This is a genomic window from Paenibacillus sp. FSL H7-0357, assembly GCF_000758525.1.
Classification (GTDB): domain Bacteria; phylum Bacillota; class Bacilli; order Paenibacillales; family Paenibacillaceae; genus Paenibacillus_AQ.
Genome location: NZ_CP009241.1, coordinates 6,370,503 through 6,387,857, shown reverse-complemented (window position 1 = coordinate 6,387,857; position 17,355 = coordinate 6,370,503). Strand labels below are relative to the sequence as shown.

The 17,355-nt window shown below is 52.5% G+C and carries 12 protein-coding genes and 1 pseudogene; 7 read left to right on the top strand and 6 right to left on the bottom strand.

Going from position 1 to position 17,355, the window contains the following annotated elements; all coding sequences use genetic code 11:
- The first annotated feature begins 41 nt into the window (after positions 1–41).
- From H70357_RS28205 to H70357_RS28195, 3 genes are read left to right on the top strand one after another with little or no spacing between them, the layout of a single operon-like run.
- The gene (locus H70357_RS28205; protein ID WP_038596236.1) at positions 42–1,529 is read left to right on the top strand and encodes a glycosyltransferase family protein; all 1,488 of its coding nucleotides are present in this window, start codon (positions 42–44) and stop codon (positions 1,527–1,529) included.
- A complete protein-coding gene (locus tag H70357_RS28200; RefSeq protein WP_038596233.1) occupies positions 1,526–2,803 on the top strand; it encodes a hypothetical protein in 1,278 nt (425 codons plus the stop codon). Before H70357_RS28205 ends, H70357_RS28200 begins: the two co-directional genes overlap by 4 nt.
- Entirely contained in the window at positions 2,796–3,536 is a 741-nt protein-coding gene (locus H70357_RS28195) for a glycosyltransferase (RefSeq protein ID WP_038596230.1), read from the top strand. The genes H70357_RS28200 and H70357_RS28195 overlap by 8 nt, the downstream gene beginning before the upstream one ends.
- Before the next feature lie 158 nt (positions 3,537–3,694).
- On the opposite strand, the gene H70357_RS34605 is transcribed toward H70357_RS28195, so the two are convergent.
- The 4 genes from H70357_RS34605 to H70357_RS36785 all read right to left on the bottom strand — a co-directional run bounded on the left by H70357_RS34605 (position 3,695) and on the right by H70357_RS36785 (position 11,333).
- Positions 3,695–5,659 (bottom strand): tetratricopeptide repeat-containing glycosyltransferase family 2 protein, encoded by a 1,965-nt coding sequence (locus H70357_RS34605; RefSeq protein ID WP_052092301.1) that lies wholly within the window; start codon positions 5,657–5,659, stop codon positions 3,695–3,697.
- Between the two features lie 16 nt (positions 5,660–5,675).
- Positions 5,676–7,421, bottom strand: coding sequence for a tetratricopeptide repeat-containing glycosyltransferase family 2 protein (locus H70357_RS34600; protein WP_052092300.1), 1,746 nt, complete (start codon positions 7,419–7,421; stop codon positions 5,676–5,678).
- Positions 7,418–9,445, bottom strand: coding sequence for a TPR domain-containing glycosyltransferase (locus H70357_RS28180; RefSeq protein WP_038596228.1), 2,028 nt, complete (start codon positions 9,443–9,445; stop codon positions 7,418–7,420). Before H70357_RS28180 ends, H70357_RS34600 begins: the two co-directional genes overlap by 4 nt.
- A gap of 223 nt (positions 9,446–9,668) precedes the next feature.
- Positions 9,669–11,333 (bottom strand): DUF6385 domain-containing protein, encoded by a 1,665-nt coding sequence (locus tag H70357_RS36785; protein ID WP_052092299.1) that lies wholly within the window; start codon positions 11,331–11,333, stop codon positions 9,669–9,671.
- 270 nt (positions 11,334–11,603) lie between these two features.
- Here H70357_RS36785 and H70357_RS28165 point away from each other — a divergent pair, with 270 nt between their 5' ends.
- Positions 11,604–12,140 (top strand): hypothetical protein, encoded by a 537-nt coding sequence (locus tag H70357_RS28165; protein ID WP_038596225.1) that lies wholly within the window; start codon positions 11,604–11,606, stop codon positions 12,138–12,140.
- An 18-nt stretch (positions 12,141–12,158) separates the two neighbouring features.
- Positions 12,159–12,740: a hypothetical protein gene (locus H70357_RS36105; RefSeq protein ID WP_038596222.1), complete on the top strand. Its 582-nt coding sequence runs from the start codon at positions 12,159–12,161 to the stop codon at positions 12,738–12,740.
- A 168-nt stretch (positions 12,741–12,908) separates the two neighbouring features.
- On the opposite strand, the gene tnpB is transcribed toward H70357_RS36105, so the two are convergent.
- Together tnpB and tnpA are read right to left on the bottom strand one after the other, a co-directional pair.
- On the bottom strand, positions 12,909–13,982 hold the full coding sequence (gene tnpB, locus H70357_RS28155; protein WP_038596219.1) for an IS200/IS605 family element RNA-guided endonuclease TnpB: 1,074 nt from the start codon (positions 13,980–13,982) through the stop codon (positions 12,909–12,911).
- Between the two features lie 9 nt (positions 13,983–13,991).
- Positions 13,992–14,324, bottom strand: a pseudogene (gene tnpA, locus H70357_RS35510) (IS200/IS605 family transposase).
- Positions 14,325–14,752: 428 nt separating this feature from the next.
- Here tnpA and H70357_RS28150 point away from each other — a divergent pair.
- Both H70357_RS28150 and H70357_RS28145 read left to right on the top strand, forming a co-directional pair.
- Entirely contained in the window at positions 14,753–15,421 is a 669-nt protein-coding gene (locus tag H70357_RS28150; RefSeq protein ID WP_038596216.1) for an alpha/beta hydrolase, read from the top strand.
- Positions 15,422–15,629: 208 nt separating this feature from the next.
- The gene (locus tag H70357_RS28145; RefSeq protein WP_038596213.1) at positions 15,630–17,330 is read left to right on the top strand and encodes an alpha amylase N-terminal ig-like domain-containing protein; all 1,701 of its coding nucleotides are present in this window, start codon (positions 15,630–15,632) and stop codon (positions 17,328–17,330) included.
- Positions 17,331–17,355: the final 25 nt, after the last annotated feature.

Below are 17,355 nucleotides of genomic sequence, written 5' to 3'. Positions count from 1 at the left end.
ACTATAGGTAGCACAGTTTTAACTAATGGAGTGTGAGCCTGATGCCGTATGATTCTATGGATTCTGACCGCTTGGAGCGTCTGGCCGGAAGATACAGCTATCTGGAGCGTGAAGGATTACTGCCGCTTCCGGTAATAGACGGAATAACAATTGTGGTTGAACTGCGCTGCGCCGCATGGAGTGCAGAATGCTTGCGGCTCCTGCTGCTGCATTCCGGCCCTGGCGTCCGTGTGATTGGCGTTCCGCTGGAAGAGGATTTTGCTTTGCAGCCCCTCTCGGAGCAGTTCTCTGGAGAACATGCCGTGTCTTTTCTCCCCTACAGGAACGGGGAATTTAGGGTGAATGAGGCCTTGGCATATGCCGAGACCTCATTTGTCGTATTGCTTCAGGATTCCGTCATGGTCACTGCAGGCTGGCTCGCCGATCTGCTCTGGCCGGCCATTGATGATCCGGTTGTCGGGGTAGTTGCCCCGCGTTCCTCTACGGAAGAAGCGGAAGGCAGGGAACTGCAGTGGTTTGACGATTTCTCAAAACTGTCCGCATACGTAAACCATACCCGGCTTCGGCGGCAAGGCGAATGGCGTAATGTGGAAGTGCTAAGTGGTGCCTGCCTGCTCTTCACCAGGGAACTGCTGCTCAGGGTGGGCGGTTTCGATGCATCGCTCCGCCAGCGGCGTCTGATGGTGGCCGATTGGTGCCTGCGGGCCCGGCAGCTGGGAAGAAGGCTCGCGCTCAGTGATGCTTTGTATGTTCACACGCTTCATCCGCTTGAGGACGGAAGTTGTTCTTTGAATGGCATGGACCAAGGAGCTGAGGAGGAAGGCGGACGGGCGTACTGCGCCAAATGGAATTTGCCCGGCGTCTCTGGGGGTGGAGGAAGTCTCCTGGTACCTGCGGAGCTTTCCGTCTCTCCGCAGCAGCCCGCGATACCGCTCGGCAAATCTTCCGTGACCGTTCCACTGGTGACAGCAGTTGTTTATTTTGAAGAGAAGTGGAACACAGAAATATCGCTTAAGCGGCGTCAGCTGCTGCAAGAACAGCAGAGTTATGACAATATCCGCTGGGTATGGATCAGAGACAGCGCAAACGATATTGCTTCCGAATTTCCGGTTCAGGAGAGGGATGCGGTGATTACGGTACAGGGAGAAAAACCTTGGCTGCATGCGCTGGAGAATGTCTCCGCACTCTACGAAAGTGCAGCAGTAGTGTATTTGTCCGCTTCTGCAGAATATGACACCCGTTATGTGGAGAGAATTGTGCAGGCTGTGCGGCAGGGTTCAACCGATATTGTGGTGAGCCAGAAAGATGGGCTGCAGGGGCCATTGACCGGGGGGCTTCCGCTGTTTCTTCCGCTTGAACGTACGGCCCACCGGGGCGGAATTATGCCTGGCCGAATTGGGCGGCGGGAGGAGCCGACCCGCCGCAGCCTGCAGCTCGTTCCCGCAGAAACACTGACTATAGGGTACATTGCCGGGCTTCGCGGCGGAGAATCATCGCCATCTCCCAGTGAGGGAGGGGGACGGCGATGAACTATCTTATCCTCAGTTCTGTTCCCTGGGAGGCCTATGAATACAAGAGACTGCTCAACCTCCTGCCGGACCGCAGGGAAGTTTTGTTTGCGGGGGGATTGACACCGGGCCAGCAGGAGGAATATGACATCCAGTCCTTGTGCCTGGCAGAGATTTACAAGCTGAATGCCAAGGAATACACGGTGCTCGTCTCCTCCCCGTATTGGCTGCCGGATGTAATGACACTGGAGCCAGCCTATACCGTGGCACTGCTGGAAGCTTGTCCCGAAGGCGAAGACAGCGGACTGTGGGACAAATACAGCGCGCTGCTCGCTGCCAGAGCCGATCTGGTGGCCACCGCTTCAGAACGGCTATATCTGGAGCAGAATCTGCGCAGAGACGGGGTCGTCTATCTCAGCGGGGACAGTCCCTTATCGTACGGAATCATCCGCCGGGGAGACCGGCTGTTCTTTCTCTCCGGCTATGAAGCGATATGGACGAGAGCGCTGGGAGAACTGTGGCAGCCATCCGCAGGATCGCCTGTGTCTTGGCTTGATATCCAGCGGCGGCACCGTGCGGAGTTTTATCTGTCCATGTGCGAGAAGCTGCCCGATCAGCCGACCGTGCATTATCTGGCAGCCTCCTATTTATATTTGCTTGGGGACGAGGCAGCCTCCCGGTATTTGACGCAATCCTTCGAGCTGATGCTGCTGCATGATTATACGGACTGCCTTCATTCCCATTACCGGTTTTTCTCGGCTATTGAAGCTAAGCAGGGCCAGCTGGAGCTTGCTGCCGCGCAGTATGCCATTACAGCCTTTACGGACGAAGAAAGAGCGAGGGCAGCGGAGATGCAGAACTGGCTGGATCACGGTCAAAAAGAGCTGCTTCAGGCGGAAATCTGCCGTGTGAACGAGGATTCGGCGGCGGCGATCATGATTTTGTCCGGTTCATCCTATATGGAGGCGAAACCGCTGCTGCTGCTGAACTACATTGAAACCTATCAATGGGAAAAAGCACTGCAGCTCCAGCGTGAAATGGAAGCCAGCAGCGATGCGGGGGTGGGTACTGCTGCGGGAACTTCACCTCCAGCAAGAGGCGGAGCGGCAGCAGCTGCAAGCCAGCAGCTGCCGGTGATCGAAGGTACCCTGCATCTGCTGCATGGCAGGCGGCATGCCGCCATCCGCAGCTTTCTCCGGGCGGCCGGAGCAGACCACCAAGCCCGGCCGCTGTTTGCCGAAATGGCCGATCTGGAAGAGGCAGTCGGGCGACTGAGGGGGAGAGTAGATGAGTAATCGTGAGCCTCTGCGCAAATCCTCCGGCAACCGGCTGACCGCGATGATGCAGGTACGCAATGAGAGCGGGCGTCATCTGGAGCGGGTGCTGGAGGAACTGAGCGATTTTGTGGACGATATCGTCATTGTTGATGACGGAAGTACGGATGGTACGGCGCGGCTGTGCAATTCTTTCGCCAAGGTGTCAAAGCTGGTGACGCTGGAAAGCTCGCTGTTCAGCCGGGAATGGGTGCTCCGGCAAACGCTCTGGGATCTGGCGGTGTCCACCGGACCAGACTGGCTATTATCTGTCGATGCCGATGAATTCTACGAGGAAGAGGCGAAGCGGGAGATGCGTCGCCTCATTGATCAGGATGTTTACGACTGGGTAGCCTTCCGTCTGTATGATTTTTGGGGCGGAACTACCCATTACCGTGAGGATGAACACTGGAATATACACATGAAGCATACCCGCACGCTGGTCCGCTATCTGCCGCATTTTCATTATTTTACGCCCCGGATGGATCATCATGTTCCCCGGCTCCCGCTTTCCTACGCCATCCTGCCGGGATTTCTAGCCGAACTGCGTGTGAAGCATTACGGCTGGGCTGTGCCGCCGGAAGAGCTCTGGCAGAAATACGAGCGTTATCTGGAGCTTGATCCTGAGGGCAGATGGGGGAGCCTGGAGCAATATCATTCCATTCTGGATGAGAATCCCCGCTTAGTAGAGTGGAAAGAAAAGCGCGGCATGTAAACAGCGGTGTATGGGTAATGGTTGCCTGCACAGCTATAAACCGGTTTTGAGAGTATGCAATGAAAATAGTATGCTGCTCAGAGCAAATAACCCCCGTTCCGGCTGGCAAAGGAACGGGGGTTATCCAGGTTTGCTGCACTGGACTGTGAAGCCCTTGGTTAAAGCTTCTCCCGGAGGGCTGCTCTTACAAGCAGCAGCCAAGGGATGCTGCCGGAAGCAGCGCCTTGCGGATGGACGGCTGCTGCGAGCAGCAGCTTATGGTAGCTCAGGCCCACCGCAGCTGCCTTGCTCCCCGATTGCTGCAACGCGCGTTCAGCTGCGGGCTCCAGCAGGGGAGTCAGCCCGCATGAGCTGGCTACCGCTGCGTACAGCAGCCACTCCGCCAAGCCGGCAGGAGTATGGCAATGCTGCTCTTGTGCGGTGTAGACCGAGCACCATTGCTTCTTTATCGCTGCGGGGGCCTGCAGCAGCCCGCACCACAGCGGTTCGGGCAGCCTTGACCACTGCAAGAGTGCGGCATCCGCATGCTTGTATAACGCCAGCAGGCTGCTCCAGGCTCCTGTCTGGAGCAGCAGCTGCGCGGCGTAAGAGAGATCGGCGAAGCTTGGTGACTGACATCCGGCTGAATCAGCCGGAGGGTTCACCAGCAGCTGCCGGACAGCGGTTAAACCTGGCCTGTAAGCGGCCAGGCGTTCCAGCCATTGTCCTGCGGCAGCTTCATCGCCGATGCGGCAGGAGCAGGCCCACAAATAGCCATGGATAAATGGCTGTTCGGAATCTTCCTCCAGCAGCTGTGCCAGCAGCTGGGCAGCTTGCGGTGAGGAGTGCTGCTGCGGGAGGAGCTGCAGCAGCACTTGAATGAGCCGCCGGACGTGAAGGGGCAGCTGCCCCGCCTCGCCCAGCACCTCCAGCCAGCCGAATGCGCGGGCATTCAACGCAGCAGGCACAAGCCTGCCAAGCAAAGCTGAAGATAAGGACGGGGCATGGAGCCGGGTTAGGGAAGACAGTATTTCTTCTTCCCCTGACAACAGGCACAGCGGCACGAGTTCATCCCATGCGGCACTATAGTCCGCTTCATAACCTATAGCTTGCGTGTAATGCTTGTGCGCTTCCTTGTACAGGAACAGCCGCTCGCACACTTGGCCGGCAAACAGCTGGGTGCGGCTGGTACCGCTGCCGGAAGAGGAGGGGTATTTATGCGCAGTGTTTCCGCTCTCCAGCGCCTGCTGCAGCAGAAGACGGGATACCTGCAGCTCCCCTTCTTCGAGCAGCAGCCCGGCGTAACTCTCCAGGAGATCTGTGAAATCGGGAAATAGGGAGCGGCCGTTTGCAAAAACCGTTTTGGCGTCGCTGCTCCGTCCGCCTGCTTGCAGAGCATAGGCTGTTTTGAGATAGATGTCCGCAGCATAGCCGGAGCCGGCGGGGATTTCAGGGAGCAGCGGAAACAGGATATTGGCGGCTGCAGTGTACTGTCCTTGCTGATAATGTTCGGTTCCCAGTGCATATCGCAGGGATATACTCTTCGGATCAAGCTCCAGGGCGGTGAGGATAAGGCTCAGATTGCGGCTGGATTTATCCTTGCGCTGCAATTCATCATCCAGGTAGCCATAATGATCAATGGGCAGCTCCGCATAATCGACATGTCCTTCCGGCAGTGCCCAGATGCTTCCGGCGGCCTCCTCATGAATACTCCCCTCAAAAACAATACGTGCGTCATTTCTGAACAGCCTGCATACATTATCCGTCACATATTCCCGCCCGGAGGTATTGCCTACATAGTGGATAAAAGGCAGAAAGTAACCTTGCACCTTCTCCGCCTCCAGCAAGGGCTGCAATACTTCTTCCCGCCAACCGGCAATGGCCTCATCCGCATCCAAGACCAAAATCCATGAACATGAAGCCGCCCGGAGGGTTAGATTCCGGGCCTTGGCAAAATCATTCTCCCACGGAATTTCGATCACCTGCGCACCGAAGCTGCTTGCAATGCCGATGCTGCCGTCACTGGAGCCTGTGTCGCCGATAATAATCTCCGATACCCAGCCCTGAACTGAAGCCAGGCACCGCTCCAGGTGGCGTTCCTCATTCCTGATAATCATGCATAGCGAAAGATCGGGAGTGGCCATATGAAATCCCCCCTTCCTAATCTGTAACTCTGGGAAGCGGCAGCGCCATCTGCGCTCTTCGGACTGCCGGACCATAGACGGGCGCAGCGGGAGCTGAGGCCAGCACCCGGTCGGCCAGCAAAATCCAGGAACGGCTAAGCTGCAGGGCAGGTGCGGCTGCAAATGCGGGAGAAGCCTGGTTACAAATAGAGGGATGGTTCAGCAGGGACAGTACATCCCCTTGGCTCAGCTGTTCTGCTGGAATGGTCCGCACCCCGTGTATTAGTTCTAATAAGGAGTTGCCGGGAGCTGCGGCAATATCCGGCTCTGGTGCATGCTCAGGCGTTGCCGCAGCCCGCTCCGCTCCACGCTCAGCGGCTGCCGGAGCTGGACTAGCCAGCCTATTGGTCGCCGTCGCTTTATCCGTCGCGGCTGTTCCTCCCGTCGTTGCCTCCAGCACGGCTGAGCTCTCTGCGCTGCCCAGCACGGCCGTATCAACTCCCGCTGTTACCCCGGCCGATGCGGCTTCCACTTCGGCCAGCAGCACTGCTGCCGTGGTATAACAGCCTTCCCTCAGCAGCAGTGCCGGAAGGCTGCCGTGCAGCGCGGCCCATGCATCGGGCAAATGGGCCTTCAACCAGCCGGATATCTCCTGCTCACGGCCGCTGTACTTGAAGATCCGCAGGAGGCGGGCAATAAGCGGGCCGGGCTCCGGATGAAGCTGAGCCGCCCGTGTGCAGCAGGCGATGGCCTCGCCATCTTCGCCCGTTTCCTGGCATAGCTGCCCTAATGCAGTATAGGTCAAATAGGTCCCGAATCCGGATTCCGTGTGGTAGCCCGGAGGAGAGACGCCGATGTCCAGTGCGCGGCGCAGCGCCGCTTTGGCCTCAGCAAAAGCTCCCGCCTGCAGCAGCAGGACTCCCTTGAGATGATGGAGATCAGGGTAATCGGGGAACAAAGTTATGCCCCGTTCACACGTTTCCAGCGCACCCTTCAGTTCTCTTTTGGCGGCCCGGCAGCGGATTTCGTATTTATACAGCAGATGGACGTAACTTGTATCCGGCTCGACCTCCTCCAGCGAACGCTGGATATGGTGAAGAGCAGGGTCATATTCCCCTAAACGCATATATTCCACAGCCATGTTGAAATGGTGAAAAGCATCGCCGGGGTTCAGCCTCAGCTGCTCCTTCAACAGCTCAACGTTGCGGCTGATCTTGTCTTTCTTCGCTACAACACCATCGGCATAGCCGTAATGATGAATAACCACAGTGCTCAGATGCATTGCGGCAGCGGGAGTGGCCTCCACGATAACACCAGCAATCTGCTCGTGGATAATTCCGTTGAACCGGTACTGAGGACGGTTGCGGAACATCCGCAGGATCGGATTCACCGTGATGGTCTGCGAAGCGCGGGAGGTTCCCTTATGATTATGAATCCGCAGGAAAAACGCCTCATACTCCGTATGCTCCGCACACAGCAACAGTTCTTCTTTGCTTCCTGCATCGAGCTCTTCATCAGCGTCCAGTATGAGGATCCACGTTCCTTTTGCCATCTTCAGGCCTGCATTGCGGGCTGCGGCAAAGTCTCCGTTCCAGGGGAAAGAGACGACAGCGGCGCCGAAGGAACGGGCAATTTGCACAGTGCTGTCAGTAGATCCGGTATCGACAACGACCAGCTCATCAGCTACCCCGTGTACACTTTTTAGGCATTGGGCCAGACTGTCGGCTTCATTTTTAACGATCATGCATAACGAAATCAGCGGCTTGCGGCGCGGCTTGGTCATGGTGTTGTTCCTCCCTGGCGCTGACGGTAGCTCCACTGCGTATGCCAAGGTGTGCGGTTCAGTATGGCCATGGAATTTCTTATCGCGGCAATGTCCTCCAGGAGTGGACTATGGGGATCATCCTCTTTAATGCTTTCCACAACCTCTTCCAGCCCAAGCCTCGCCAGTTGAAGATAACAGAGCGATAAGCCGATTCGCGCAGCTTCATTCCCGGGTGATTCTTCCAGCAGCTGTTGAAACCACCCGGCAGCCTCTGAATAATGGCCCTTGTCAAAGAGCATTTCCCCGATATAAAAGAGAACTTTTCCCTCTGCCCGTTTGTCGCAGGCCAGGTCTATAAACAGCTCCCCGGCTTCCTTTAATCTGCCTTCCTCATACAATGCTGCAGCCAGATCCGCCGTATGTGCGGGAGATAGCTCTGCCAAAGAAGCAGCCAGCCCGTAACGCTGCAGTTTCACAGACAGCTCAATAAGTGTGGTTATGAGCGGAGCAAAGCCAGGTTCAGCTGTGAGTTTAGACGGATAGGCCCTTTTGTACGATAAAAGTTGGTCTATATCATATATTTTTTTGCAAAAGGGTTCGGATACATCAAGCAGCCGCTTTCCCATTTCCCAATGGCATATCGCCTCAAGCTTCCACAACTGCTGTAATAATTCTTGATCCACATTTTCGCCGCTTAGAGATGTCTTATGCTCCTTAAGGGCATTCTCAGCCTCCTGAACCTTCCCGGCAATGATCCAGGCGGAAAGGATAGACACAAGTGTATCCCGCTCCAAAGGAAAACTCTCCTGTGACAATCCGGCTATAGCCTCGTAAGCGCCAATCGCAAACAGGGTGGTGATGACTGCCGTTCTTGCGGCTGCCTGCTCCAGCGGGACAAGCTGGACAAGCAGTGCAGCAATGTCATTATCCGGTACTGCAAGGCGCTGGAAGGCAGCGGCGATTCCCTGCAGTGCCGGGGCATATAGGGAGTAATGCTGAAGCGAGCGGTGGAAATACCTTGCCGCCTCTTCGAGCTGGCCAAGCTCCTGAGAGAGCACACCCATGCGGTGCAGCGGACGGAAGGTGCACATGCCTTGTTCGCGGACGTATTTTCCGCTTCGTGTTGAACTGTCACAGAGTGCTGCTGCCTGCTGATAGGACTGGAAGGCGCGTTCCGGCAGACCTTGACTCTCCCAGGACTGGCCCTGAATAAAATGCAAATCAGGATAATCCCCGTAACGTTGCAGTTCTCTTGCCAGCAAAGCATCGATCTCGCTCATTTTTCCCAGAGCGAGATAGATTTTGCATAAATCACGGATCATGGCCGGACGATAGGAGACTTTAAGCGGAGCGCGGCTGACGGTCTGGCGCAGTAGTTGCTCCGCCTCCTCCGGATTGCCGTTCTGACAGCAGGTCACTGCCAGATTATAGCTGTAGAAGTCATCCTCCGGCTGTTGTGCAAGAGCGAGGCGCAGCAGATGTTCATTGCGGCTGATTTTATTTTTGCGGGCCATCATCTCTGGTAAATATCCAAAATGGACAACCCCGATGTCACTGTCCTGGATTGCGTAAACACCCTGTTTGCTGATAATTGCGGCGTCTACGCCTTCATGGATTTTCCCGCTGTAGCGGTATTCCTGTCGATTGCGGAACAAACGCACCAGCCTGTGGTTTAAACGCTCTTCGGGCCTGCTCCCAAACCAGTTTTCTATGTCTACTGTGAATGCTTCGGCTTTAGTCTCACGAAGTAATTCGATAATTTTCTGCAGAGGGGTCTTCAGGATCTCATCGGCATCCATCACCAGAAGCCAATCGGTCCCGGCAGCGGATAACCCGGCATTGCGCGCCTCCGAGAAATCATCGGCCCATTCCCTGAGGAGCACTTTGGCTCCGTAGGTCCGGGCGATTGCAACAGAATCATCTGTCGAGCCAGTATCCACGATGACAATCTCGTCAGCTCCAGCCAGACTTTCCAGACAGCGGGGCAGGAGTTCTGCTTCATTTTTGACGATCAGATGAACGCCAAGGGTAGGGGTATTCACGGTTTTTCCTCCTTTGGAAGGCGATTTCTTCAGTTCTGTGTTGAGGGAGGTGATGATTGTCCGGCATATGTAGCTGCAGAGTCTGGTTATGACAAAATAACCCTCAAAGTGCGGATTCGGTTCATAGCATGATCCAAGTACTTTGCAGGGCTTCAAAACCAAAGAAAGAGTACATGGACAACCATGCACTCTTTGTCTCTACAGGATATGACGGACCTTTTGCTTACGTTCCCTGAGCGTCAAAAATGACATTAATGGTAGAAGCTGCACCCGGGGTCGCTGATTGATAAGAAAGACGGGTATATTTCAGGAATCTTGCCGGAACGATGACATCAACAGAACCAGCAGGCAAAGGATTGTCACCGGTCGTATCGACAAAATAATTGGTTCCATCCGCACTGATCTCAACCTGCGTATTCACAGGGTTGGCTCCAGTGTTCAAGATGAAATAGGAGTAGGTACCCAGCACGCTCGTTGTATTGGCCGGCAGCGGCGTGAAGACATCGGAGGTTGGAATTCCGAGTGTAGCCTGCTCAATAAAGCTGCGCTGCGAGATGGAGGTCACACTGCTGAGTGTACCGGCAGTAATGGTAGCCCCCAGTACACTGGTGATTGTACCGTCAAGCAGGTTGGTAATTGTACCAGCGGACGACAACGTACCGGCAGTAATGGTAGCCCCCAGCACACTGGTAATCGTACCGTTAAGCAGGTTAGTGACTGTACCGGCCGACGATAATGTACCGGCAGTAATGGTAGCCCCCAGTACACTGGTAATCGTACCGTCAAGCAGGTTAGTGACTGTACCGGCCGACGATAATGTACCGGCAGTAATCGTGGCCCCCAGCACACTGGTAATCGTACCGTTAAGCAGGTTAGTGACTGTACCGGCCGACGATAATGTACCGGCGGTGATGGTAGCGCCAAGTACGCTGGTAATTGTACCGTCAAGCAGGTTGGTGACTGTACCAGCGGACGACAACGTACCGGCAGTAATGGTAGCACCGAGCACGCTGGTAATTGTACCGTCAAGCAGGTTGGTAACTGTACCAGCGGACGATAACGTACCTGCAGTAATGGTAGCCCCCAATACGCTGGTAATTGTACCGTCAAGCAGGTTGGTAACTGTACCAGCGGACGATAACGTACCTGCAGTAATGGTAGCCCCCAATACGCTGGTAATCGTACCGTTGAGCAGGTTGGTGACTGTACCAGCCGATGACAACGTACCGGCAGTAATGGTAGCGCCGAGTACGCTGGTAATCGTACCGTCAAGCAGATTAGTGACTGTACCAGCGGACGACAACGTACCGGCAGTAATGGTAGCACCGAGTACGCTGGTAATCGTACCGTCAAGCAGGTTAGTGACTGTACCAGCGGACGATAAAGTACCGGCAGTAATGGTAGCACCGAGTACGCTGGTAATCGTACCGTCAAGCAGATTAGTGACTGTACCAGCTGAAGATAATGTACCGGCAGTAATGGTAGCGCCGAGTACGCTGGTAATCGTACCGTCAAGTAGGTTGGTGACTGTACCAGCCGACGATAATGTACCGGCGGTAATGGTAGCCCCCAGTACGCTGGTAATCGTACCGTTGAGCAGGTTGGTGACTGTACCAGCCGATGACAACGTACCGGCGGTAATAGTAGCGCCGAGTACGCTGGTGATTGTACCGTTGAGCAGGTTGGTGACTGTACCAGCCGACGATAATGTACCGGCGGTAATGGTAGCCCCCAATACGCTGGTAATCGTACCATTCAGGATGACTGTGGTCAGGTTACCGCTGGGATCTGTAGTAAGGGGAAGATCATTAAGTGAGACGGGGTCCCGCCCGAAAATAAGCGTGCGCAAATTATCCGGATTGGACTGGAATGAACTAAAGTTCGGCAAAGTTATTCATCCTTTCTTTATAGAATAGAAGCTGCAAGCTTACTCGTAAAAAGACCCAAACCGTCGTCTGGGTCTTAAACATTATTGCTTCCGTCATTGCTAGAACACAGCCTGTACGGATAAAAATAAACCATTCGAATGGTGTGATATTAATATATGGAGGATTGAAGAGGATGACTGGGTTCGCATAGCAAAATACGCAGATTCCCAAACAAGCCGGATAAAACCGCATAATATGAGAATATGCTAGAACGATGGGAGGATAGAGTTATGCCGAATGATGCGGTATTCAACCCGAGCAGCCAGCCGCTGTATACCGAACAGGTCAACACCTATGTTACCCCAGGGGTCGCCTCCTTTCCTGAGGCAGACGCAGCCCTGTCTGGTTTGTTCTTTGCCATCCCTTTTGCCTCTACAGTTACCACAGCTGCTCCTCTTGTGCTTCAGGTATTTAATCCGGCCGGCAGCGGGCGTACAGCATACATCTCCAGGGTCACAGCCAGCACGGCGACATCCCCGGTGACATTGACACTGTTAAGGAATGCGACAGTCGGTGGGGCGGCGATTACACCGGTCAATTTCAACTTTGGAAGTGCGGTTGCCAGTGTAATGACTGCCCGTACGGCTACTGCGGCTCCTTCAGGCAGTCCGGCTACTTTGACGTCTTTATTGTTGGCAGCAGGTCCGGTCATTGTAGAACTTAACGGAAGAATTATTGTGCCTCCGGGTAATTCCCTGACTATCACGCTAACCATTTCTACAGGGAGTTCAGCGGCTACAGGGGGGATTAGCTGGTGGGAATATTAGAACGGGGAGGGGAGAAAAGTGCCTAATCGTTATGTGTTTAATGAGAATGACCAGCCGGTTTATGTGGAAATGACAAACACCTTCCGCTCACCGGACATTTCGGCACCGCCTGAGATGAATGCGGCGGAGAATGCGGCATTATTTTCGTCGAATGCTTCCGCTTCTGCGACGGTGATACTCAGCTTGAGCTCTGCTATTATCTCTGTCCGGATTAACAATCCGGCACTCAGCGGCAGGACTGTGTTCATTTCACACATCAGCGGCAGCATTGGCGGATCATCATTACTATCTGCCATGTCAGGCACCTTCACCATAGTTAGAGGAGGAACATTAACCACGCCGGGAACCTTGACTCCGGTGAACAATAATTTGGCCAGCACCGCAGCCAGCAGCATGACGGTGCAGTCCTCTACAGCGGCAATCAGCGGGGGGACGACCCTATCCACCTATCAATTAACCCCAGGCGTATTCACGCAGGTATTTACCGGCAGCATTGTAGTTCCTCCAGGCAGCGCAATCAGCGCCAATGTAACTTCCTCAAGCTCTTCCGTGGGGCTTACCATTACCTCGGCACTGGGCTTGATGTGGTGGGAGCGGTAACCGGCATTTAATGACATAATGATGAAGTGAACCTTAACGATTGGACGTTGAGGTTTATTTTTCGTGAACTACACACCACCTAAGAGGTGGGTGCTTCTTGGTCAATAGAGCTACTGCTCCAAGTTTACCCAAGCTTATAGGCTAGTTCCTAGCCCAATCGTTGCAATATTATATTGCTAATTTCAGTAGGTTTTTAGCTGCGTTTACATCTCTGTCGTGTTGTGCACTACATTCTGGACAAGTCCATTCACGTACAGCAAGGTTTTTCACTTCTGCGTTTTTGTAGCCACAGCAGGAACATAATTGGCTACTTGCAAAGTTTTTTGGTGCAATAATCAATTGTCTGCCGTACCAGTTAGCCTTATATTCGAGCATCGAACGAAACATGCTCCAAGATACTTCTGATATGGCTTTAGCTAATTTGTGATTCTGCAGCAAGTTCTTTACACGCAAGTCTTCCATAACGATTACTTGGTTATCGCGTATCATTTGGGTTGACGTTTTGTGCAAGAAATCTTTACGCTGATTCGATATTTTTTCATGAAGTTTGGCAACCTGGAGCCTTGCTTTATATCGGTTTTTGCTCCCTTTCTTCTTTCTCGACAACTCTTTTTGCACCTTGGCTAATCGTTTTTCAGATTTACGAAGATGTCTAGGATTGGCGTACACCTCACCACCCGAAGTAATCGCAAATTCTTTCAGTCCTAGATCCACGCCAATCTTCTTTTCAGCTTTCGGCAAAGCCGTTAGTTCTGTTTCAACCAAAACGGAAGCAAAGTATGTACCCGATGGAGTCTTGGAGATGGTGCAGGATTTGATGAGTCCAGTGAATGGACGGTGCAACTTGATTTTTATCTTAGTCTTTAGCTTAGGAATCTTGATATGTCCATCACGGATAGAGATCGTTCCATTCTGATTGTTCGTTGTGAAGCTATGCCTATTCGTTTTTTTACTTTTGAACTTAGGAAATCCCATGTTCTTTTCCCGAAAGAAATTTTTATAGGCTTTATCCAAGTGCAGCCCAGCGTTCGCTAGTGCCAGGCTATCCACTTCTTTTAGCCATACGAATTCTTTCTTATATTGAGCAGGAGTGTTCACAAGCATCTTTTCTGTTTGTTTATAATATTCGATTTTATCCGCAAGCATTTTGTTGTAGACGAAGCGAACACAACCAAACACCCTAGCCAAATACTGTTGTTGTTCATGATTGGGATAGATTCGATATTTATAAGCAATTAACACCGGTTCACCTCATTTCTCACCTTGAGTTTCAATATACTTTCGGATGACATCCATAGGCGCTCCACCAGTCGTTATAAGGCAATAGCTTCTCGACCAGAAATATTCCTTCCACAGTTGTTTACGAATAATAGGGTATTCTTTCTTGATCAGTCGAGAGGAAGCACTTTTATAAGCGTTGAGGAATTTGGGAATTTCGCTATTGGGATGAGCCTTCATAAGAACGTGAACATGATCCTTGCCATGATTCCATTCTTGCAGCCTGATATTGTAATTGGGCTGAATAGACTAGAATAAGATGATAATGAAGTGAAAACACTGAATGGTTATTGAATCTAACTCCATTGATAACACAACCTTTTATATGATACGACTGAATACTTCTATTCTGGCCATTTAGGTTGGATTAGTCAATGAAAGAAGACCGTTGACATTCCTCCCACCACTTTAGAAGTGGGGGAATTTTGATAATTATAAGTTAAAATGGTTAAAATGGTTAAAATAAGGTAGATACATATAAACCTATATAGATTGAACTTGAGAATTACATGTAGGGAAAAGTGGTGGAGGGGAATCTTGGAACTGTAGGAGCGACAGCGTCCGCCTTTAGGTTTGGATTTCTACCGCGATTCGCGGTTAAATTCAGGAAATCGAAACCTAACAGCGGCCGGAAGTCCAAACATTCTCTGGAGTCACGGCCAATCCCAAAATATAAGAATTATAAGTTCAATCTATATAGCTTTAAAAAAATCTATACGAAAAGAGGAATGGTTATGGATAGCTGTTTGTTTATTCATGGCTTCACCGGGGGAGAACACGAAATCTCTCCGTTGTCACGGTTTATGGAGCAGCATAATTACCATTCCAGGACCTTCACGCTTAAAGGGCACGGCGGCAGCAGAAAAGATCTGCTTCACTCGGACAGGCATGATTGGCGGCAAAGTGCCGAAGATGAATTAAAGAGTTTGCTGAACCAGACGGAGAGCGTTCATCTTATTGGTTTTTCTACCGGAGCGTTGATCGCTTCCCATCTTTCGGTACAATACCAAGCCCGGATTAAGTCGCTTACGCTGCTGTCGGCGCCTGTGTTTCCGCTGAACGTGCTTGAGATTCTCAGAACGTTGGGCAGCCCAGCCATGCTCAGGAATTATTTCAGCAAATTCGGCTCGACGCCGGCGAAGGCCACCCGGGAATTTCAGCGGCTGGTCCGCGAAAGCTTTGAGGTCTATCCGCGCATCGAGATTCCGACCTTGATCGTGCAGGGCAGAAGAGATCACCTGGTGAAGACCAAAAGCGCCGGTTACCTGCAGCAGACCATTCCTTCCGGCTGCAAACAGGTGCTGATGGTGGAGAACAGCGGTCATATGGTTTGCCATTGCGATGACAGTGAGCGGATCATGAACGAAGTACTGCAGTTTATCGAGCGCTCAGGGGCTTCCTGAATAGTATGTGAAAATAATATATCAAGCGCCGCTTGCAGAGCCTCTTTCACCGATGAGTGTGAAGCAGGCTCTTTCTTATTTATAGAGTTGATTTGCATTGACAACGTATACAGCACATGGTAATTTTTATGAAGGAAACCGGTTTCCCTAACGGGTTGAGTTTGTCCGGGAAATTCCGGGACTGATAATAAAAAGGAGATTAAAAAATATGTCAAACCACTGGTTTTTGTACCATACGTCAGAAGATCCTTTTGCCTTTCCCGCTGGACCGGGAGCCCTGAAATTGCGGCTGTTTGTGCCTGCCGGACAGCATTTAAGCTGTACTGTGGTTCACTCCGACCGCTATGATTCCCCGGGCAGTGAACAGCCGCAGTCTATGGAGAAAATCGGTTCAGCCGGCGCCTATGAGATTCATGAGGCGGTAATCCGGACGGAAACCGGCAAATGCAGATATTTGTTCTATGTAAAAAATCCTGCGGGTGATTATACATGGTACGGGGAGCGGGGAGAGTCCCAAAACCGCGAACGTGCCGGGTCTTTTCAATACGCTTATCTGCATGCCGACCAGGCGCTGGAGCTGCCTTCATGGACGAGCGGAGCCATTGTCTATCAGATATATCCCAGCAGCTATAACCGTGGAACACTGCAGGGAATTACAGAAAAAATACCCTATCTGCAGGAACTCGGCGTAACCGCCATCTACATGACACCTATCTTTGAATCTCCTTCAGAGCATAAATATGATACATCGGACTATTACAAGATTGATCCTGATTTTGGTACAGCAGAGGAGCTTAAGGAGCTCGTCGCTGAGGCACACCGCCACGGGATCAAGGTGCTGCTGGATGCTGTGTTCAACCATTCCGGCGATACTTTTTTTGCTTTCAGAGATGTGCTTGAACATGGGGAGAATTCGCGGTATAAGGATTGGTTCTTTATCCATTCCTATCCGGTTGAGCAGTCTCCGGTTCCAACCTATGAGACCTTCGCAAAGGCCGAAGCCCAAATGCCCAAGCTGAATATGAATCATCCTGAGGTTGCTGATTATATGCTCGGTGTGGCTAAGCATTGGATACGTGAAGCGGGAATTGACGGCTGGCGTCTGGATGTGGCCAATGAGGTCCATCCGCTGTTCTGGTCGCGGTTCCGCCGCGAACTGAAGGATGAATTTCCTGAACTGTTGCTGATTGGGGAAATCATGCATGCTTCAGGCCCGTGGTTAAGGGGTGACCAGTTTGATGGCGGGATGAATTATGTGCTGCGCGATGCGGTGCTGGAATTTTTTGCGGAACAATCCACGGGCCCGCAGCGGTTCATGGAGCAGCTGCTCCATATCGAAGCACTCTGCAATGATCAGGCTAACTCGGCAATGTTCCAGCTGCTTGGCAGCCATGATACCCAGCGGTTTCTGACAGCCTGCAAGGAAGGCGGCCGCGGCTGGAACCGGGCGGGTACAGCCCTTCAGCGGATGAGGCTGGCTATATTTTTTCAGATGACCTATATTGGCCTGCCAATGATTTATTACGGAGATGAAGTCGGAATGGAAGGGGCCACCGATCCGCACTGCAGAAAACCGATGCTTTGGCACAGGCAGGAGCAGAATGAGGAACTGCGCAATTGGTATAAGGAGCTGATTGCCCTGCGGAAAGCACATAACGTCCTGCAAAAAGGCGCATTCCGCCCCTGGTTCACTGATGAGGCGCGTAATGTCCTCGGCTTTGTGCGGCGGGGTGATCAGGACCCAATAGGGCTGATTCTCAACAACTCCCCAAATCATTATCAGCTTGAGCTGAGCAGTTTCCGCCCTGACCCAAATGAACTGACTGACTTGTTGAGTGGAAGGACCATCCGGAATGCCAAACGGATTCTTGTGGAGATTGAACCGTTCGGCTGCCTGATGTTGAACTAGCCGAACGGTGCGGATGAAATCATAC

Coding starts and splice junctions, on each gene's coding strand:
- H70357_RS34605 (WP_052092301.1), bottom strand. CDS start 5,659: ATGGCCACTCCCGATCTTTCGCTATGCATGATTATCAGGAATGAGGAA.
- H70357_RS28145 (WP_038596213.1), top strand. CDS start 15,630: ATGTCAAACCACTGGTTTTTGTACCATACGTCAGAAGATCCTTTTGCC.
- H70357_RS28200 (WP_038596233.1), top strand. CDS start 1,526: ATGAACTATCTTATCCTCAGTTCTGTTCCCTGGGAGGCCTATGAATAC.
- H70357_RS28150 (WP_038596216.1), top strand. CDS start 14,753: ATGGATAGCTGTTTGTTTATTCATGGCTTCACCGGGGGAGAACACGAA.
- H70357_RS28165 (WP_038596225.1), top strand. CDS start 11,604: ATGCCGAATGATGCGGTATTCAACCCGAGCAGCCAGCCGCTGTATACC.
- H70357_RS34600 (WP_052092300.1), bottom strand. CDS start 7,421: ATGACCAAGCCGCGCCGCAAGCCGCTGATTTCGTTATGCATGATCGTT.
- H70357_RS28205 (WP_038596236.1), top strand. CDS start 42: ATGCCGTATGATTCTATGGATTCTGACCGCTTGGAGCGTCTGGCCGGA.
- H70357_RS28195 (WP_038596230.1), top strand. CDS start 2,796: ATGAGTAATCGTGAGCCTCTGCGCAAATCCTCCGGCAACCGGCTGACC.